Origin of the sequence: Kribbella jejuensis (assembly GCF_006715085.1) — a bacterium.
GTDB classification, from domain to species: domain Bacteria; phylum Actinomycetota; class Actinomycetes; order Propionibacteriales; family Kribbellaceae; genus Kribbella; species Kribbella jejuensis.
Window position 1 is genome coordinate 579,229 of record NZ_VFMM01000003.1, and the last position, 18,187, is coordinate 597,415.

At 66.8% G+C, this 18,187-nt stretch carries 20 protein-coding genes; 14 read left to right on the plus strand and 6 right to left on the minus strand.

Features of this window, described 5'->3' with window-relative positions; genetic code table 11:
- Window positions 1-21: 21 nt before the first annotated feature.
- From FB475_RS30440 to FB475_RS30450, 3 genes are all read left to right on the plus strand, one after another.
- Window positions 22-480, plus strand: a complete 459-nt coding sequence (locus FB475_RS30440; RefSeq protein ID WP_141860781.1) for a GNAT family N-acetyltransferase — start codon at window positions 22-24, stop codon at window positions 478-480.
- A 208-nt stretch (window positions 481-688) separates the two neighbouring features.
- Entirely contained in the window at window positions 689-1,636 is a 948-nt protein-coding gene (locus tag FB475_RS30445) for a Mu transposase domain-containing protein (RefSeq protein WP_238332535.1), read from the plus strand.
- A complete protein-coding gene (locus tag FB475_RS30450; protein WP_202878609.1) occupies window positions 1,636-1,845 on the plus strand; it encodes a hypothetical protein in 210 nt (69 codons plus the stop codon). Before FB475_RS30445 ends, FB475_RS30450 begins: the two co-directional genes overlap by 1 nt.
- A 692-nt stretch (window positions 1,846-2,537) precedes the next feature.
- On the opposite strand, the gene FB475_RS30460 is transcribed toward FB475_RS30450, so the two are convergent.
- On the minus strand, window positions 2,538-3,599 hold the full coding sequence (locus tag FB475_RS30460; RefSeq protein WP_141860783.1) for a hypothetical protein: 1,062 nt from the start codon (window positions 3,597-3,599) through the stop codon (window positions 2,538-2,540).
- A 139-nt stretch (window positions 3,600-3,738) separates the two neighbouring features.
- On the opposite strand from FB475_RS30460, the gene FB475_RS30465 reads away from it, so the two are divergent.
- Both FB475_RS30465 and FB475_RS30470 read left to right on the plus strand, forming a co-directional pair.
- Window positions 3,739-4,581 carry a chymotrypsin family serine protease gene (locus tag FB475_RS30465; protein ID WP_141860784.1) on the plus strand — a complete coding sequence of 281 codons (843 nt, stop codon included), beginning with the start codon at window positions 3,739-3,741 and terminating at the stop codon, window positions 4,579-4,581.
- A 430-nt stretch (window positions 4,582-5,011) separates the two neighbouring features.
- On the plus strand, window positions 5,012-5,293 hold the full coding sequence (locus FB475_RS30470; protein ID WP_141860785.1) for a hypothetical protein: 282 nt from the start codon (window positions 5,012-5,014) through the stop codon (window positions 5,291-5,293).
- A gap of 316 nt (window positions 5,294-5,609) precedes the next feature.
- Here the strand turns inward: FB475_RS30470 and FB475_RS37290 are convergent, their stop codons facing one another.
- Entirely contained in the window at window positions 5,610-5,759 is a 150-nt protein-coding gene (locus tag FB475_RS37290) for a hypothetical protein (RefSeq protein ID WP_202878610.1), read from the minus strand.
- 195 nt (window positions 5,760-5,954) lie between these two features.
- Between FB475_RS37290 and FB475_RS37000 the strand changes: the two genes are divergently transcribed.
- Window positions 5,955-6,197, plus strand: a complete 243-nt coding sequence (locus FB475_RS37000; protein WP_272952119.1) for a VOC family protein — start codon at window positions 5,955-5,957, stop codon at window positions 6,195-6,197.
- A gap of 494 nt (window positions 6,198-6,691) precedes the next feature.
- On the opposite strand, the gene FB475_RS30480 is transcribed toward FB475_RS37000, so the two are convergent.
- The gene (locus FB475_RS30480) at window positions 6,692-7,462 is read right to left on the minus strand and encodes a class I SAM-dependent methyltransferase (protein ID WP_141860786.1); all 771 of its coding nucleotides are present in this window, start codon (window positions 7,460-7,462) and stop codon (window positions 6,692-6,694) included.
- 43 nt (window positions 7,463-7,505) lie between these two features.
- Here FB475_RS30480 and FB475_RS30485 point away from each other — a divergent pair, with 43 nt between their 5' ends.
- From FB475_RS30485 to FB475_RS30510, 6 genes are all read left to right on the plus strand, one after another.
- A complete protein-coding gene (locus tag FB475_RS30485) occupies window positions 7,506-8,249 on the plus strand; it encodes a phosphotransferase (RefSeq protein WP_202878611.1) in 744 nt (247 codons plus the stop codon).
- Window positions 8,250-8,289: 40 nt separating this feature from the next.
- Window positions 8,290-10,017, plus strand: coding sequence for an ABC transporter ATP-binding protein (locus FB475_RS30490; RefSeq protein WP_202878612.1), 1,728 nt, complete (start codon window positions 8,290-8,292; stop codon window positions 10,015-10,017).
- A complete protein-coding gene (locus FB475_RS30495; protein WP_141860787.1) occupies window positions 10,014-11,750 on the plus strand; it encodes an ABC transporter ATP-binding protein in 1,737 nt (578 codons plus the stop codon). The genes FB475_RS30490 and FB475_RS30495 overlap by 4 nt, the downstream gene beginning before the upstream one ends.
- Before the next feature lie 88 nt (window positions 11,751-11,838).
- On the plus strand, window positions 11,839-13,002 hold the full coding sequence (locus FB475_RS30500; RefSeq protein ID WP_141860788.1) for a serine hydrolase domain-containing protein: 1,164 nt from the start codon (window positions 11,839-11,841) through the stop codon (window positions 13,000-13,002).
- An 88-nt stretch (window positions 13,003-13,090) separates the two neighbouring features.
- Window positions 13,091-13,414, plus strand: coding sequence for a YciI family protein (locus FB475_RS30505; RefSeq protein WP_141860789.1), 324 nt, complete (start codon window positions 13,091-13,093; stop codon window positions 13,412-13,414).
- The gene (locus FB475_RS30510; protein ID WP_141860791.1) at window positions 13,411-14,634 is read left to right on the plus strand and encodes an RNA polymerase sigma factor; all 1,224 of its coding nucleotides are present in this window, start codon (window positions 13,411-13,413) and stop codon (window positions 14,632-14,634) included. Before FB475_RS30505 ends, FB475_RS30510 begins: the two co-directional genes overlap by 4 nt.
- A gap of 1 nt (window position 14,635) precedes the next feature.
- On the opposite strand, the gene FB475_RS30515 is transcribed toward FB475_RS30510, so the two are convergent.
- Both FB475_RS30515 and FB475_RS30520 read right to left on the minus strand, forming a co-directional pair.
- Window positions 14,636-15,349 (minus strand): DUF3626 domain-containing protein, encoded by a 714-nt coding sequence (locus tag FB475_RS30515; RefSeq protein WP_238332536.1) that lies wholly within the window; start codon window positions 15,347-15,349, stop codon window positions 14,636-14,638.
- 12 nt (window positions 15,350-15,361) lie between these two features.
- Window positions 15,362-15,757, minus strand: a complete 396-nt coding sequence (locus FB475_RS30520; protein WP_141860793.1) for a tautomerase family protein — start codon at window positions 15,755-15,757, stop codon at window positions 15,362-15,364.
- Between the two features lie 103 nt (window positions 15,758-15,860).
- Between FB475_RS30520 and FB475_RS30525 the strand changes: the two genes are divergently transcribed.
- The gene (locus tag FB475_RS30525) at window positions 15,861-16,319 is read left to right on the plus strand and encodes an NUDIX domain-containing protein (RefSeq protein ID WP_141860795.1); all 459 of its coding nucleotides are present in this window, start codon (window positions 15,861-15,863) and stop codon (window positions 16,317-16,319) included.
- Here the strand turns inward: FB475_RS30525 and FB475_RS30530 are convergent.
- Window positions 16,274-17,116, minus strand: a complete 843-nt coding sequence (locus tag FB475_RS30530) for an aminoglycoside phosphotransferase family protein (protein WP_141860797.1) — start codon at window positions 17,114-17,116, stop codon at window positions 16,274-16,276. The two genes, FB475_RS30525 and FB475_RS30530, sit on opposite strands and share 46 nt — an antisense overlap.
- A 171-nt stretch (window positions 17,117-17,287) precedes the next feature.
- On the opposite strand from FB475_RS30530, the gene FB475_RS30535 reads away from it, so the two are divergent.
- Window positions 17,288-18,124, plus strand: coding sequence for an aldo/keto reductase (locus tag FB475_RS30535; protein ID WP_238332537.1), 837 nt, complete (start codon window positions 17,288-17,290; stop codon window positions 18,122-18,124).
- Window positions 18,125-18,187: the final 63 nt, after the last annotated feature.

The window sequence follows — 18,187 nt, forward strand, 5'->3', positions numbered from 1 at the left end:
GCAGCGCCGGGGGAGGCCGATGTGCTCGCGGAGCTGCATGCCCGCTCGCGGGCTGCGTACTACGGCGCCGGCGGTCATGACGTACCAGCGGTCCCTGACGATCAGTACCGCGAAGCGTGGCGGAAGATGGTGCTGGATCCTCGCCTCGAGGTCCTCGTAGCGGTCGTAGGCGCTGACATCACCGGTGTACTCACGCTGGACGCCAACGGAGTCTTCCCAACGAATGCGCCGAACGAAACGCGCGTCCGCCTGGTCGGCATCTTCGTCGACCCAAGCAATTGGTCGAGCGGCATCGGCAGCACCCTGATGGACCGTTTCCTCACCACCACCCGCCACGCTGACGCCGTAGGCGAGGTCGACGTCTGGGAGCGAAACTCCCGCGCAATCCGCTTCTACAAACACCACGGCTGGACCCGCGACGGAACCACCCGCCCAGGCCCCGCCAACACAAACTATGTAGGTTTCGTACACCTACCATGACCTGACGCAACTGGCAGGGAACGATCATCGTGGCCCGTCGTCGAGAGTTGCTCGATGCGGACGAGGCCCGTGGCTGGTGCCCGAGATGAGTTAGCCGGCATTGCCGCAGTTCAGCGGTGTCGGCGGCGCTCGAAAACTGAACACTTTCGGCGGTGAAAAGTGAGCACTCGACGGGTGGACCGGATCGATCCGGTGGTTCCGCGAGAACGTGGCGCGGTTGCGGCCCGAGCAGCGGCCGATCGATCCGGTCGACCGGATCGTGTGGGCGGCTGGTGATGCCGCGCAGTGTGATTTGTGGTTCCCGCCGCGGAAGATCCCGTTGGAAGACGGCAGCGCGAAGTTGTTGCCGGTGCTGGTGATCACGGCCGCGTATTCGAGGTTCGTGACGGCGCGGATGATCCCGACCCGCAAGACCGAGGACCTGCTGCTGGGGTCGTGGGAGCTGATCCAGCAACTGGGCCGGGTTCCGCGCCGGCTGATCTGGGACAACGAACCCGGCATCGGCCGCGGGCAGCGTCGCGCCGAAGGCGTTGGGGCGTTCATGGGCACGCTGGCCACCAAACTCGTGCTGCTGCCGCCCAGAGACCCTGAATCCAAGGGCATCGTGGAGCGCCGCAACGGCTGGTTCGAGACCTCGTTCATGCCCGGCCGGACGTTCAGTTCACCGGCAGATTTCAACGCCCAGTTCACCGACTGGCTGACGAAGGCGAACGCCCGGGTGGTCCGCATGATCAAGGCCGCACCGGCCGATCTGGTCGACACGGATCGGGCGGCGATGCTGGCGTTGCCGCCGATCCCGCTGCACCTGGGCTGGCGCAACAAGATCCGGCTGGCCCGCGATTACTACGTCCGGCTCGACACCAACGACTACTCCGTCGATCCAGCCGTGATCGGCCGGATGGTCGACGTCGCCGCAGACCTGGAACGGGTGCGGGTCCGCGCCGAAGGCCGCGTCGTGGCCGAACACTGCCGGGTCTGGGCCAGAGGAACCACCGTCACCGACCCCGGCCACGTTCAGACAGCCGCCTGGCTGCGCAAACAGTTCCAGCAACCCCGTGCCGTCGGGGGTGTCGCGGCCGCCGGTGATGATCTGGCCCGCGATCTCGCCGACTACGACCGCGCCTTCGGGCTCACCGCCGAGGAAGGAATCAGCTGATGGCCGCCACCAAATCAACGAGGAACGCCGCTGCGGCCACGGAGGCACTCAAGCAGATCACCTATCTGGCCGCCGCGCTGAAAGCACCCCGGATCACCGAGGCCGCCGCCCGGCTGGCCGATCAAGCCCGTGACGCCGGCTGGACCCACGAGGTACCGCACCCGAGCTCCAAGACACGTCCGCCTTGCCGATCGGCCGCAGACCTGTAGAAGTCGACAGCCTGCGCACTTCCGGGGAACAACCAGTCGTACAACGTCGCGTCCGAGTAGAACTGCTCGCTGATGAGACTCACGCTCCTTGCCGGATCTGCCTTTTCGGCCAACAACAACGTGGGCCATTGTCGCGAGCAGGCCGAGATCCTTCTACGGCTTATCGAAGCGACCGCACGTCGGCACGATCGAGCGTTCTGCGTGCACACAGGGCGTCCGGGCGATCAGGCCATCTGATGCCTGGCTGCGATGTATTGGTAATGGAGCCGATGGCGTGGTGCTCGATGGTCGACGGGTGGTAGCCAAGCGCACAGCCGATGATCGGCAGCGGGCCGACCTTGGTCAGCTCGTGCAACGTGCCGAGCCGCGCTGCGCGCGTGCTGAAGACCGCCTTGAGCCTTCGCCGCAGGCTGGGACCGTGAATGTGCCGGCCGGGGGAGTAGCCGCCGTTCGGGTGCGATGCGGTGAGGTCATTGCCGGACGTGACAGCGAGTTGGCGTACGGGCCCGTCCGAGGGGGAGAGAGAGAGCAAATTCAGTCTTTCACAAGCGGATGGTGACGACGTCGGTCGAGGTGACGTCGTCCCAGGCTGGCAGGAACGGGAGTTGATCAACCGGGAGTTGGAGTGTCTCTCTGGCATGCTCGCCAGATGTTTCGGCACCTGGCGGAGCGCCATTCGCGCCGACCGATGGTCAGCTGGTTGTGAGCCACGGGCCGACGGGATGCCGGGGCAGGGCTGAGCGCGGGTCATCGAGGATCGCTCTGGTCTGCGCCGCGTACTCGCGGCTTGCCCGCCAGCATCCCTCCGGCGGTTGCAGGCCGTCGGCGAACCGGGACCCCATCGCCTCGAGGGTGCCGCGCAGGGATTCGATCACGGCTGCGCCATGCCGGGTACGCCAGGTCCGTTCGACCTGTGTCACCCGCTCGATGTAGGCGTCACGCTCCCGTAGCCCTGCCGGGGTCAGTACGGCGACCCTGCCACGGCTCGTCTCGGCCGGACGTAGGGTGATCATTCCCGACCGTTCCAGCACTCCCAGCGCCGGGACCACCGGTCGGCCCGTCAGACCGGTCCGCCCGGGCAGCTCCCGGACCCGGACTGGGTGGGCACCGAGCGCCGGCAAGAAATTCGCGGCGATCGCCATCGGCAGTGGCGAATCGTTCTCGACCTCCCGCGCGAAGGCCTGTAGTGCGGCCGCGAGCGGATCAGCGATCGAACCGTCCGCGGCCATGCCCGTCACTACCTCCAGCAAACTTCGGAGCTCACCCATCGCGTCCTGGCCGAAGCGTTCCGTCCACCGATCGTCCGTCGCCGCGATGATCGGCGGCCAGAGTTCCTTGGCGCGGCGACAGACAGCCTTCGGGCTGAGCACCGAGGTACCGCGCAGCCGGCGACTGCTGCCGTATCCGTCCCTCGACGGTCGCCGGATCGGTGCATCGGTCTGCAGCCGTACCTCGACGTACCCCCACCGCTCGACGCCGCCGATCATCGGGAACAGCTCTTTCTCGGTCCAGCCCGTCCGCTCGAGCAGCGCGGCGACCGTCGTACCCGGGTCGTCGACGTGGCGCAGCAGCGGCCAGAACACGACAGGCAGCTTGAACCCGGGGAATCGCGACCGTGCCAGTTGTGCTTCGAACTCGTTGTCCAGCTCGATCCGGTACGCGATCAGCGCCTGTGCCAGCAAGGTCGACAAGGCAGGCTCCGGCACCCGCCGCGAGTCACAGTCATCGTCGCCGAGGACCCTTTTGTTGGTCATGCGGTGATGCTAGGAGCCGACGCCGACAGCCGATGTCGTTGCATTGCCTTGACGTGCACAAACGGCGTCAGCACGGGAGTTGGTAAGCCGGGAGTAGCAGGAGAGCGGGCGCCCGCGTTGCGGCGTGAACGAGCCGGGTATGCGTCCCCACATGCAGGCGCGATCGGAGGACGACAGGACTGGCGGCCGCACTCTGGCTGTCAGACTTGCATTATGGCTGAGCGGCAGCTGGATGGCGGGATCGCGAACGCAGGCCGGGTTGTCCGTGTCGGTCCGCATGCTAGCCCTCGCCGACAGGCTGCTCTTAGGCCAAAACCAGCAAAAATGGGCTCCTGGCCTAACTCAAGCGAGCGGCGGCTGGGATGACGACCAAAACCGAGTGATCATCCTTGCCCGGAATGACGCCGGTGAAAACTCGGCCTGGACCGAGCGTGTGAGCGCGTTGCACGACGACAGGGTTCGGCTCCAACTCTTTACACCGAAGCCGGGCGTGCCTCTCGTAGAGCCCCTTGGTCGGCTCACCGACCACGAACCATGGTATGGCGGTGACTGGCTGCACCCTAGGGCCATCACCGCCATTTACAACAATTCGATCTGCACCTCGGGGTTCAACTGGAAGCTCTGGTCGACTGGCAGGTATCTCGGCAGCACCGCCAACCACTGCTACCAAGGAACGGACATCTGGTACCACAACAAGCAGGTCTACGGAGAGATCCTCGACAGATTTCCAGCGGTCGACACCATGCTGATCCAGGACAACAGCAACCCGTATGCCTACTACGCTGCTGTCTGGGTGGGACCTGTGGATACCGACGTTTCGCGGGCCGTCCGGGGCATTAAAACTTCTTATGCAGTAGGCCAGTTGGTTGCGTTCAGCGGGTCACGAAGCGGACTTCACACGGCGCACATAACGCACACCAGGGAAAATTTTCAACGGTATCCCCGTCGTTGTGACGGATGGTTCTTTCGCGCAGATGGGTGACTCGGGAGGGCCATGGTTGACTACCATGGGCCCAAACGACCCCTACCCGGGCGACGTATGGGCGTGGGGTCAACTGTCGGGCCACAGCAGTGCCCCCGGATACGAGGGAGACGTGTTCGTGGGACTTAACGACATCAGCAGTACTGTCTCTGCATCTATCTGCATAGCTGCCTCCGCGGGTAGCATTACCTGTCGTTGACAAACGACCCGCAAGACCAAGGGGTCCGCGCGGGTGGTACCGCGCCCGGCTTCCTTGTCGGCCGGTACTCGAACCGTCGCCGCGCATCTACACCGGGCGGTACCCACCCAGTTTGGGGGATTGATGGTTGACGAGACGGGGAATCCCGCGAATGGTGCGAAGCCTCGCAGAGGCAAACCGCGCCCGGCCATGCCAGGTCTGTCCCTTCAGCGGGGACTTCCCCTCCTGCAAATGCTTGCACAACTGACGGGTACCTTGGAGATCGATACGTCGACCAACTGCCTGACAGTCAATAACGGGATAACGCTGGTCGACGTCGCTTGGCCACCAGGCTGGACTGTCGCCACCCGCGACAATGAAATCGCCCTGATCGATGCAGCCGGCCACACGGCCGGCAAGCTGGGCGACGAGGTCTACGTCGGCGGAGGCATGGTAGACCTGGCCAGAACGAACGTTGTTTCGTGCACGGGTCGCAAGGATGTGTTCGTGGCGACTGGGCTCTCAGGTCCCTGAAGCAAGCACGTTTGGTATGCCGCCTAGGGTCGTCAATCACCTGCTCGAGGTTGGACATCGGGCTCCGGCACCGCAGCGATCCTGCTGGCCAAAGGAAGGGCTGCTCGAGCCCGCAGGCCAGCGGCGCCGACACCCAGTTCGGGGCGCGGCGGAGCCGCCGCAGCATGTTCGGCCTGACCTCGCCGCAAGGTGCGATCATGAGCCCACGGCGGCGATGTCAGGGGCCCAGTGGTCGACATCGGTCATCCTGGCGGACCAATCGGCGTCGGCGAGCCGGTCCGGTCTTTGGCAGCGACGGGTTTCGAAGCTGCCTTTGTCAGGTGGGCTCGTGCGTGAGCCGGTAGGACTCGGTGCCGGTTTCGATGAGGTTGCCGCCAAAGGTGAGCCGGTCGACGATGGCGGCGGCCACGCCGAACTCAGCGCCTGCCGAACGGTGCGCCAGCCCCACGCCATACTTGCGCTCCAAAGCCCTGTTCGACAGACCGCCCACGAGTCACGGCGCAGAGCGGCATACAGGCTCCACCTTCGACTGACCTGGCGGCATCGGCTGCGCCCCCTCACTGCGCACAACGATCCTCCCCACCGCAGCCCCACCTGTGACGGCAAAATTCGCTGACAACTTCCGGCCCAACCAGCAGGTGCCGTCGCAATTCACGGAGATCTGACGTCACAGAACGCCGTCAGAGCCAGGGTTCCGGAAGTCAAGCAGGGCAAGAATCGAATGCACCTCGACCTCCGGGTGGAAGACTTGCCGGCCGAGGTAGAGAGACTCGAGCAGCTTGGCGCCCGGCCGCTCTCCAACGAACTCACTGAACACGGCTTCCGTTGGGTCGTTCTCGCTGACCCAGAAGGAAATGAGTTCTGCGTCTTCGTTCCGCCGACGACCTCAGGTACGGCGGGATAGGCCAGGTCAGTTACACTGAGCAACTTCCCGGATTCGGCAAGAGTGCGCCCGCGATCAGGTGTCACGGACTACGGCGAAGTAGCGGGCGTAGGCAGCGGCAGAGTCGAGGGCGTGCCGCTCGATGCAACTCCCGTGATTTAAGTGCCGATAATGGACATTATGTCAACTAGTCGGCTTCTGGCGGTGGTTGATGGGGTCGGGCCTGCTGTCCCCTGGTGAATGGCTCGCGCCCATGGCAGGCGGCTGTGGCCGTTCGTGGAGACTTCATGTACTGAGCCGGTGCTGGCTGGCAGTCGAGTGCTTGGTTGAAGGTCGAGGCATGGCGTACGTCGTGCGACTGAACGACGGACAGTTTCGCTGTCGTCAGCTGCTGGCGTCGGCGATGGCCCGGATGCTCGGTGCGTTGGTCGCGGCGATGGTTGGCTGTGGTGTGTCTCTGGGCCGATGGATGGGTGAAGGCTGTGGGTCAGGTGGGCGTGGCGGTCTGTGGATGGCTATGGGCGGGATGCTGTGAGTAGGTAGGTGGCAGGGAGGTGGGATGCCTGCTCCCCCAGGCCGTCGTACAAATCTGGTTCGGGGAATTCTTGGAGGGATTGGAGGGTGAGGCCTGCGTTGAGGGTGGCTGTGGCGACGGCGGCTAGGCTCCAGATGTAGCTGCGGTGTGGGACGGTTGGTGTGCCGATGCGCTGCGTTACTTGTGGGGCCTTGGAGGGGTCGGTGTAGCCGTCGCGGTGGGTGCCGAAATAATCGCTGCTGATGGACAGGGAATTCGGGCCGCGGACGGTGAGTACTTCCCATAGGGGATGGTGTTCGCTGATTACCAGTACTCCCCCGGGGTTCAAGCGTTCGGCGACTATTTGGGTCCATTGTGTAATATCTGGGACCCAGCATAAACCGCCCCAGGAAATGTAGATGATGTCGAATCCGGTGATGGCCGGGTCGAGAGTCATCATGTCCTGCTCGATGAATTCGACCGGTAGGCCGAGGGCCTCCGCCTTGACGCGGCCCGTGGTCAGGTGGGACGGGGCGAGGTCGACGGCGGTCACTATTGCGCCGCGTTGGGCGAAGGTCAGGGACTCGTCGCCTACCGAGCATGCCAGGTGGAGCACGCGGCGGCCGCGGACGTCCCCGATGGCTGCCAGTTCGGGTTCGGTCAGCGCGCTGCCGCCCTCGCGGAAGAACTCGAGCGGCTCCCCCGGGCGATGTGGAGCTAGCTGTTCCCAGTAGGTTCGGTTCTCGCGCACGACCTCCGAAGATTCAGTCACAACACGTCACGCTAGCAAGCGGAACTCGTGGAAAGGTGTTGGTGTGGACTTTGAGGCGGTGGCGCGCGCTGAGGTGGCCAATGCGCAAGCGAGGCCGGTGCGGATTGTTGATGGCGTTGTGACACGGCCGGCGGGTTCCAACGCGGAGACTGTGCAGGGGTTTTTGCGGTTTCTGCGTGGGCGTGGGCTGGAATGTGTGCCCGAGCCGCTCGGGTTCGGCGACGGTGTGGAGATGCTACGGTTCATTCCCGGTGACAGCGGTGGCGATGCTTGGCGTCATCAGCACACGGATGAAGGTCTGGCGTCTGCGGCACGTTTGCTCCGGAGGATTCACGACGAGAGTCAAGCCTGGAACTCCCCCGCCGACGATCTCGTCTATTGCCACGGCGATCCCGGCCCGTGGAATTTCGTCTGGAAAGACAACAGCGCGGTCGGCCTGATCGATTGGGACTATCTTTACCGCGGCCCGCGCCTCGACGACATTGCGTACGCGTTGCACTGGTTCGTGCCACTCCGTTCCGACGAGCTCGCCCTGCGCTGGCATCATTTCCCGGAAGTGCCCGATCGACGACATCGCATCAAGGTGTTCCTCGACGCGTACGGCGATCTGCCGAAATTCGACGTTGTCGGCGTGGTCACCGGCCGGATGGAGGCCACCCGCGACCTGGTACGCCGGCTCGCACACGAAGGACAGGAGCCACAACGGACTTGGGTCCACGACGGAGCCCTCGAACGCGAGGACGAGGAAATCGCCTGGGTCCGCCAGAATCGGACCCTCTTCACCTGAAGCTTTGTGAATGGGATCACGAGCTGGCAGGATCTGCGCCATGGGGCGTCTGCGAGAGCGGTTGGACAGGATGCCGGAGCGCTGGATCCCGCCAACAGATAGGGATCTCGCGAGCCCGTACCGCCTCCTGCTCTGGCTGACGCGCTCGCAGTCGCGCCGCGTCGCCCTCGGCGCGACACTCGGGATCTGCTGGATGGTCGGCCTCACGATCCCGCCCTGGGTACTCTCCCGCGCGGTCGACCAAGGACTCGTCGCACGCAACACGCCCGCCCTGATCGAATGGGCCCTGATCCTCCTAGCCGTCACCGTCCTCAACGCACTCATCGGCATCGCCCGGCACCGCACGATGACGAAGATCCGCATGGACGCCGCGTTCCGCTCCGTCCGCGCGACCGTCTGGCACACGTCTCGCCTCGGCGCATCGCTCAGCAGACGCATGACCGCAGGCGAAGTCGTCACGGTCGGCATCTCCGACGTCTACACAGTCGCGATGGCCCTCACCGTCACCGGTCCGGGCATCGGCGCGGTCGTCGCGTACGCCGTGGTCGCGGTCGTCCTCTTCACCATCTCTCCCCTACTCGCCGCCGTCGTTCTGGCCGGCGTACCGCTGCTCGCCATCGCCGTCGGCCCGTTCCTGCAACGCATCGAGCGCACCGGCGGCACGTACCGCACTCACCAGGGCACGCTGACGACGCGCCTCGTCGACGTACTCGCCGGCCTGCGCGTCCTGAACGGCCTCGGCGGGAAGAGGTACGTTGCCGAGAGGTACGGACGCGAGTCGCAGAACCTGATCGCCCACGGCTACCGCGTCGCCGGCCCGTCCAGTTGGGTCGGTGCATTGTCGACCGGCTTGCCTGCGCTGTTCCTCGCCGCGGTCGTGTGGTTATCCGCCCGGATGGCCGCCACGCACGCGATCACGATCGGCGACGTCGTCGCGGTCTACGGGTACGTCGCCGTACTGGTCGTCCCGGTCGCGTCGCTGATCGAGGGCGGCGGCGACCTCGCCCGCGCGCGCGTCGCCGGGCAGCGCATCATCGATCTCCTGAACCTGCCGGTCGCACCCGGCACCAACGGTCGTACGCCGACTCAGGACGGCCCGCTGATCGATCCCGAATCCGGCGTGATCATCCGCCCGGGCCTCCTCACCGCGCTCGTCGCCGCGAAACCCACGGAGGCGATCGCCGTGATCGAGCGCCTCGGCAACCTCAACACCAACAGCGTGACCTGGGCCGATATCCCCATCGAAGAACTCGACCGCGAGCAGTTCCGGCATCGGTTGGTTGTCGCCGACAACGATGCCGAGATCTTCGCCGGCACACTGCGCGACGTCGTTGCGGGACGGCTGCAAGCGGAGGACGACAAGATCCGTACGGCGCTCAACGTCGCCGTCGCGGATGACATCGTCGAGGCACTCCCCGACGGCCTCGACACCGCGATCGCCGCCGGCGGGACCGATCTGTCCGGCGGCCAGCGCCAACGGATCCGCCTCGCCCGCGCGGTCTACGCCGAACCCGACGTACTGCTTGCGATCGACCCCACCTCAGCGCTCGACGCCAACACCGAAGCAGCCGTCATCGACCGCATCCGCGAAGCCCGCTCCAACACCACGACCGTGATCACCACGACTTCTCCACTCGTACTCGACCGCGCCGACGAGGTCATCGTCCTGGTGAACGGAAAGTTGTCGGCGGCAAGCACCCACGCGACCTTGCTGCGCAGCGATCCCTACTACCGCGACCTGGTCTCGCGCGCCCAGGACGACGAATGAACGGCCAGCTGCCAGTCGCGACCCCCGCCGAGGTCCGCGCCGCCGCAATCCGCGACCTCGGAGCCGATCGGAGAGCCGTCGCCGGAATCATCCTCGTCAACGGCCTGGCCGCCGCCGCGGGCCTGGTCGCACCCTGGCTCCTCGGCCGCATCATCGACACGATCCGCGCCGGCGACGGCAACGTGCTCGGCGCGGTCGACCGTCTCGCGTTCGGCGCACTCGTCTTCACCGTCGTCCAGACCGTGCTGTCGTGGTGGGCGCTGAAGATCGGCTACCGCTTCGGCGAACGTACGGCGGCGCGCGTGCGCGAACGCTTTCTCAACCGGACGCTCGCGCTGCCTCCTCGTTCCGCTGACCATCTCCCGGCCGGCGACCTGATCGCCCGCGGCAGCACCGACGCCTCGCTCGTCGCCTCCACGCTGCGGTCTGCCGTACCCGAGGTTCTGGTCGCGATCGTCCACGCGCTGTTCCTCATTGTCGCGGTCCTCGTACTCGATCCGCGCCTCGGCCTGTGCGGAATTGTCTGCCTGATCGGTGTCGCGGCAGCCGTCCGGTGGTACGTGCGGCGCGCGCGCCCGGCGTACCTCGCCGTCGCCGCGACCGGCGCCGAGCTGGCTGACGCGGTAGCCGGTACGGAGAAAGGCGCGCGGACGATCGAGCTGCTCGGCCTCGAGCGCCGGCGGCAGGAGGTCACCGAGAACGCGATCACCCGCGCCCGGTCCGCGCGGCTCGACGCGTTGTGGCTGCGGACCGTTTTGTTCCCGTGGGCCGATATCTCGCTCGCGCTGCCGGTGGTCGGCGTGCTGCTGGTCGGCGGCGCGCTGTATTTCAACGAACTCGTCAGCCTCGGCGTCGTGGTGACGGCAACCGTGTACCTCCGCCAACTGGTCGGACCGCTCGACACGTTGATGCTGTGGATCGAACAGCTGCAAGGCGCCGGCGCGTCATACGCCCGCGTCGAAGGCCTAGCCGATCTGCCGGCCGAGAACCACGCGGCCGCGCCGACCCGCACCATCGGCGACCGGATCCAGGTGACGAACGCGCACTACAGCTACACCGGCGCTCGCGACGTACTTCGTGGGATCGACCTGCAGGTACAACCCGGCGAACGCCTCGCGATCGTCGGTACGTCCGGCGCCGGAAAGTCGACGCTCGCACGGCTCCTCGCGGGTCTCGACCGGCCGCACACCGGGTCGGTGACGATCGGCGGTACGCCGGTGGCCGAGCTCCCGCCGGAGCAGCTCCGCGAACACGTCGTACTGATCACCCAGGATCATCACGTCTTCCACGACACAATCCGCGACAACCTGCTGATCGCGAAACCGGACGCTTCGGACGCCGAGCTGTACGCCGCACTCACCGCAGTCGGAGCCGATGTGGGGGCCGACGGCTGGAACGAGCTGGACCGCCAGATCGGCGACGACCTCGACGACGCCTCCGCTCAGCAGCTGTCGCTGGCGCGCGTCGTCCTCGCGAACCCGCACACACTGATCCTCGACGAGGCGACCGCCCTCCTCGACCCGAAGACGGCCCGTCGTACCGAGCAGTCGCTGGCCGGCGTACTGCGAGGCCGCACGGTGATCGCCATCGCCCACCGCCTGCAAACCGCACACGACGCGGACCGAATCGCCGTCATGGAAGCCGGCCAACTCGTCGAACTCGGCACCCATGACGAACTGGTCCGAGCCGACGGAGTCTACGGCCGCTTGTGGCGCGCCTGGCATGCTGAGTGACCGCGCCCGGCCGCCCGCGACGTACGAATTGTCGGATGGGCGTGGTTAGGTTCGTTGCAGTGGTGTGGCCCACTGAACGGAGATGGTGATGGCGGGTGGCGGGTTCTCGTCGCGGCGGCTGGCGCGGTTGCGGGAGTTGCAGGAGCGGTACGTCGCGTCGGGTGTTGTGCCGGGGGTGCTGACGGTCCTCGCGCGGCGGGGTGAGGTGTACGTCGAGGCGACCGGGCGGCACGCGTTCGAGGGGGCCGGGGCGGAGCGTCCAATGGCGACCGACACCGTTGTCCGGATGGCCTCGATGACGAAGCCCCTGGTTGCGGCGTGCGTGATGACGCTGATCGAGGACTGTACGTTGCGGCTCGACGATCCGATCGACGAGTTCGTACCGGAGCTGGCGAACATGAGGGTGCTCGCGGATCCGGCCGGTCCGTTGGAGGACACGGTCGCGGCGGCGCGGCCGATCACCGTACGGGACGTGCTGACATTTACGCTCGGGACCGGCATGGCGCCCGAGAATTCTCCGATTTCGGCCGCGATGGACACGCTCGGCGGACCGACGTTGGACGAGTGGGTGGCCGGGCTGGGGCAGCTTCCGCTGGTTCATCAGCCGGGCGAACGGTGGCTGTACGACACCGGTGCCGACGTGGCCGGCGTACTGATCCAGCGGGCTGCGGGGAAATCGTTCGGTGCGGCGTTGCGGGAGCGGATCCTCGAGCCGCTCGGGATGAAGGGAACCGGCTTCAGCGTGGATCCGGCGAGCCTGGACCGGTTCGCGGCGGCGTACCACCAGGACAATGCGCCGACCGGTGAGGCCGTCGTACTGTCCGACGAGGAGTACTGGAGCAAACCGAAGACGCTCGAAGCCGGCAGTGGCGGACTCGTGTCGACGGCCGACGACTACCTAACGTTCGCGTCGGCGCTGATGGCGGGCGGCGCGGGAGTCCTGTCCCGCGCCTCGGTCTCACTGATGACAAGCGACCAGCTGACGCCGAAGCAGCGCGAGATCTCCGGCTTCTGGCCCGGCTACTTCGAGAACACCAGCTGGGGCCTCGGACTCGGACTGGTCACCCGCCGCACCACGCTGGGCCCATCAGCCGGCAGTTACGGCTGGTCCGGCTTCTACGGCACCGCCTGGTACAACGATCCGGCCGAAGACCTCGTCGGGATCCTGATCCAGCAACGGGCCCACGCGGGCGACTCCCGGCTCCCCCTCCCCCGAGACTTCTGGACCACCGTCTACCAAGCCCTCGACTAACTGGCCGGCAAAGAATGTAGGGGCGGTGTCGTAGTGGGCGGTTCCGGTTCGTTGGAGGGGTGTACGGGGTTACTGGAGGGAGATGGGGATGCAGTATCTGATTTCGGTGATCGATGACAAGACCGGGTCCGCTACGGACGACGAGATGGCGGCAATCACCGCGTTCAACAAGCAGTTGGTGGCCGACGGGCACTGGGTGTTCGCGGGCGGATTGAGTTCGCCCAGCGACGCGACCGTGATCGACGGGCGCGGCGGCGAGCCGATTTTCACCGACGGGCCGTTCGTGGAGACGAAGGAGTACATGGCCGGGTTCTGGGTGTTCGAGGCCGACGATCTGGACGTCGCGCTGAAGCTCGCGGCCGGGGCGTCGAAGGCGTGCAACCGGCGGCTCGAGGTGCGGCCGTTCCTGTGAGCGATGTCGAGGAAGCGATCACCCAGGCCCATCGCAACGAGTGGGCGCGGGTGGTCGCGTCCTTGGCGAAGCGGTTCGGCGACCTCGACATCGCCGAGGAATCGGCCGCGGAGGCGTTCGCGGCCGCGGTCGAGCGCTGGCCGGCCGACGGCGTACCGCCGAACCCCGGCGCCTGGCTGACCACCACCGCGAACCGCAAGGCGATCGACCGGATCCGCCGCGAGAACAAGCGTGACGACAAACAGAAGGAGGCTCAGATGTCGTACGACGAACCGCCCGAGCCTCTCGGCGTGATCGACGACGAGCGGCTGCGGCTGATCTTCACATGCTGCCACCCCGCGCTGGCGATGGAGACCCGCGTCGCGCTCACGCTCCGCCTGGTCGGCGGGCTGACCGTACCGGAGATCGCCCGCGCGTTCCTCGTCCAGGAGACCGCGATGGGCCAGCGGATCACCCGCGCGAAGGCGAAGATCAAGGCGGCGCGGATCCCGTACCGGGTGCCGGCCGCGGAGGACCTGCCGAGCCGGATGTCCGGCGTACTCGCGGTGCTGTTCCTGGTGTTCAACGAGGGGTACCTGGCGACCGGTCCGGACACCGACCCGGTCCGCCAGGATCTGACCGCGGAGGCGATCCGGCTCACGCGGCTGATCCGCGCGCTGCTGCCGGAGGACGGCGAGGTCGCGGGGCTGCTGGCGTTGATGCTGCTCACCGAGGCCCGCCGGACCGCCCGCGTCTCGCAGACCGGCGAGCTGGTTGCCCTCGACGAGCAGGACCGCGGCGCTTGGGACACCGCGATGATTGCCGAGGGCCACGATCTCGTCCGGGAGCGGCTCGCGACCCGGGTCCCGCCCGGGCGTTACCAGATCCTTGCCGCGATCAACGCCGTACACACCTCGGCGCGCGACATCCGCGACACGGACTGGTCGCAGGTCGTCGCGCTGTACGACCAGCTCGCGCGGATCGACCGCTCGCCCATCGTCGCTCTGAACCGCGCGATCGCGGTTGCGGAGCTGGACGGACCGGACGTCGCGCTGGCGATCGTCGACGGGCTGGGCGACAAGCTGTCGGCGTACCACCTGTTCCACGCGACCCGCGCGGATCTGCTCCGCCGCCAAGGGCGGAGCGAGGAGTCGCGGGCGGCGTACGACGCGGCGATCGAGCTCGCGGGGAACACCGCGGAGGTCGCCTACCTGACTCGCCGGCGGGCGCAGCTGTGCTGAGTCATCGACGACCGTAGCGAGCCAGGCAGTGCCAGACGTACTTGACCGCTTGTGGTGGACACGTCGCTCCACCGAGGCGGTACGGCGTCAGTACCGGGCCGAACTGGTGGGCGAGCTCAACGGTCTCGACGCCCCGGTACGCCGGGTCGAAGTCGGCCGGCTCGGCGCGGAAACCGGGGTGGTACTCGATCGGGCAGCCGAGTTCGCGCGCCGCGGTTTCGATCGGGGTGCCGGCGAAGGACGGGTCGAGTACGAGCGCGTCGACGTCGGTGTCGAAGCGGACCGGGCCGTGGATGTGCGCCTCGATGTAGTGGTCGAGGTCGTCCGCCGGTGTCGCGTCGGCCAGTTTGCACAGCTGCGGCAGTGCGGTCTGGTCGCCGAAGTGCGCCGGGCCGACGGCGGAGTCCGGGAAGCAGAAGGTCGTACGGTCGATCACGTCCGCTGTCAACCGCAGGTACGACGACCCGAAACGAATCGCGCCGCCGTACACGTCCCCGTGCCGATTCCACACCCCGTACACCGGCCGCGCCGCCGCCGGCTGCTCGTCGTACCGCCCGGAGAAGAGCCGACTCTCCCACACCCACCGGTCTCCCCCGAGTCCCCCGTTGGAGATCCCTGTCGAGAACTGCGACTTGTAAACCCCGTCCACCACCATCGACTCGATCACAGTCCGCCCCGCGTGCGGCCAGTTCGGGTGGAACTGCACCGTCAACACGAAGACACCAGGTCAGACGTTGATGGTGAAGCCGAGGTCGAGGTCTGAGGCGGCTTGGCCGGCGCGGATGCCCCAGTTGGTGGTGGGGTGGTCGCGGACGAGGATGGTGGTGTGGTCGGGCGGGATGTTGAAGGCTTTGAGGTTGGTGACGATCTCGGTGTAGAGGTTGCGCTTCGCGTCGACGGAGCGGCCGGCGAAGCAGTCGATCGTGACGAGCGTGAAGTACTCCGGTTGCGTCAAGCGCGGTGAACAGGCGAAACGGTGCGGTTCATGCACCACCAGCCGAACGTCCTTGTCCTGCGGCGGGATCTTGAACGCGCTCACCAGCGCCGCGTGAACCGCCTCGATGAGCCCGGCCTCGTCCGCCGCGGAGTACTCCCGGCGTACCTCAATCTGTGCACTCGGCATGAACTGCTTCCTCTCCCGATCAACCGCGCCTCCTCGAACCCCACCACGAAGCCCCCACTTCGGCGACCCAATTTGTCGGTGGCGCCCGCCAGACTCCGATTGCATGAAGATCCCACGCGCCGCCGCGGTCGTCATCGAGTCCCGCAAGGTCCTGGTCATCAAGCGCTACCTCCGGAGTAAGACGTCCGCGGAGTGCGTTATGTGCGAGTACGGCGGTACGCCCGGACCGCAGTGTGGCGGGCATCGGTACGCCGTACTTCCCGGCGGGCATGTGGAGCCGGGCGAATCGGCCGCGGCCGCCGCGCTGCGGGAGCTCGAAGAGGAGACAACGCTGACCGGGGCGATCGACCGGCTCCTGTGGACAGGTACGCACAACGGGCGGCCGGCGTACTACTTCCGGATCAAAGACGTGAGCGGTGTGCCCGAGCTCTCCGGTGATGAGGCTGCTGCGCATTGCTCGACCAACCACTTTGAGCTGTGCTGGGCTGGTGCCGACCAGCTCGAGGAGATCGGCATCTATCCGGTGGAGTTGTCGGCGAGGGCGGCGGCCAGCATGCGGTGACCTTGTTGTTCGAAGGGTTCTTCGCCGACTTGGTACGCCCAGACGGCGGTGCTGACTGCTTCGCGTAGGCGGGTGCGTTGCCAGGCTTCGGGTTCGCGTGGGTCGGAGCCGTAGCCAGCCAGGAGGGCGGGCTCCAGGGCTGGGTCGCGTTGGAACTGCTGGGCGGCGAGGCGGGCCAGGTCGGTGTACGCGGGGCGCAGGTCCGCGCGGCCGAAGTCGATCACGCGGACGACGCCGTGGTCGATCAGCCAGTTGCGGGGTTGCCAGTCGCCGTGGGTGGGGACGACCAGCGCGGGCGGAGTCGGCCAGTGCGCGATCGTCGTACGGACCTGCTCCACGACATCGGGGGCGATGCGGTGCGGCATCCGCAGGTAGCGCCGGATCCGCTCGTTCTCGCGGTCCTCGTACGTGTCGTCCGGTACGGCGGACTGCTCGTGGAGCGCCGCGAGCAGCTCACCGGCCTGGTGATAGGTCTCCGGCATCCACTCGTACGGCGTACCTTCGACCAGTTCGCCGGGCAGATACCGGGTGAGGAGCAGCTTCGCGTCGTCGTCGGCGTGGATCAGTTCGGCGGCGCGGCCGATCGTCGTCCACGGGCGCAACCAGTTGCGGTGGGCCCGTAGTTCGCGGGCGAGGTGGTGGTCCTCGGCGTCGGCGGCCTTCGCGATGTAGTGGGCGCCTGCGTGCTCGAGCTCGAGCACGCAGGTGCCGATGATGCCCCAGCTGTGGTCGCGCACGATCGTCGCGGACGGCAACCACTCGTCCAGCAGCTGCTGCTGCCGCTCAGAAAGTCCCACAGCTCCGAGACTAACCCAGAAAAGAGCCGGAGAATGCTGGACGAAATTCCCCGGAGGATTTATCCTGACCGAATGCAGAATTCACAGGGAAATGTCTCTTCACCATTAAACCTATCATCGGAAATTACCGAAAGCAAGTCCGGCGAATTCTGGCAGCTCGGCACCGACCGGGTGCGGCGGATCGGGTTCGGGGCGAAGCGGCTCGCGGGTTCCGCGGTGGCCGACGGGCCGGACGTGCAGGAGCGAGCGGTCACGCTGGTACGGCGGGTGGTCGAGCTCGGCGTGAACCACATCGACACCGCCGCGTTCTACCCGAGCCACGGGCGGAGCGGTGAGACCGCGTTCGAGAGCCTGGACTGGGCGAACGACGTGATCCGCCGGGCGCTCTCGCCGTACCCGGAGGAACTCGTGATCGCGACCAAGGTCGGTCCGACGCGCCACGGTCTGGCACGACCGGACGAGCTGCGCGGGTTGGTCGAGGCCGATCTGAAGGCGCTCGGGGTGGACTCGCTCGACCTCGTGTACCTGCGACAGATGCGGCTGGAGTCGATCGCGGAGCACTTCGGCGTGCTCGCCGAACTGCAGACGAAAGGCATGATCCGGCAGCTCGGCATCTCGAATGTGAAGGTCGCGCATTTGCACGAGGCGCGCGAGATCGCGCCGGTGGTCGCGGTGCAGAACCGGTACAGCGTCGGCTTCGGCCGCGTGAACGACGAAATCCTGGAGCTGTGCGGCCAGCTCGGCATCGCGTTCGTACCGTTCTTCGCGGTGACCGCCGAGTCGCGCGAGGCCGGCGGCGTCCCGGCATCGGGCGTCGTACAGGAGATCGCGAAGCGGCACGGGGCGACCGAGGCGCAGGTCCGGTTGGCGTGGACGCTGAGCCGCGGTCCGCACGTACTGGCGATCCCGGGCACGTCGAGCGAGCACCACCTTCAGCAGAACCTCGCGGCCGCCGACCTCGCCCTCTCCCCCGACGACCTGGACGCATTGAACTCGCTGACGGACTGACGGCTGCGGCGTTGAGTCACCGTTGGCCTGAAGGCACGGGTCGGCGGTGACACGACCCGATGC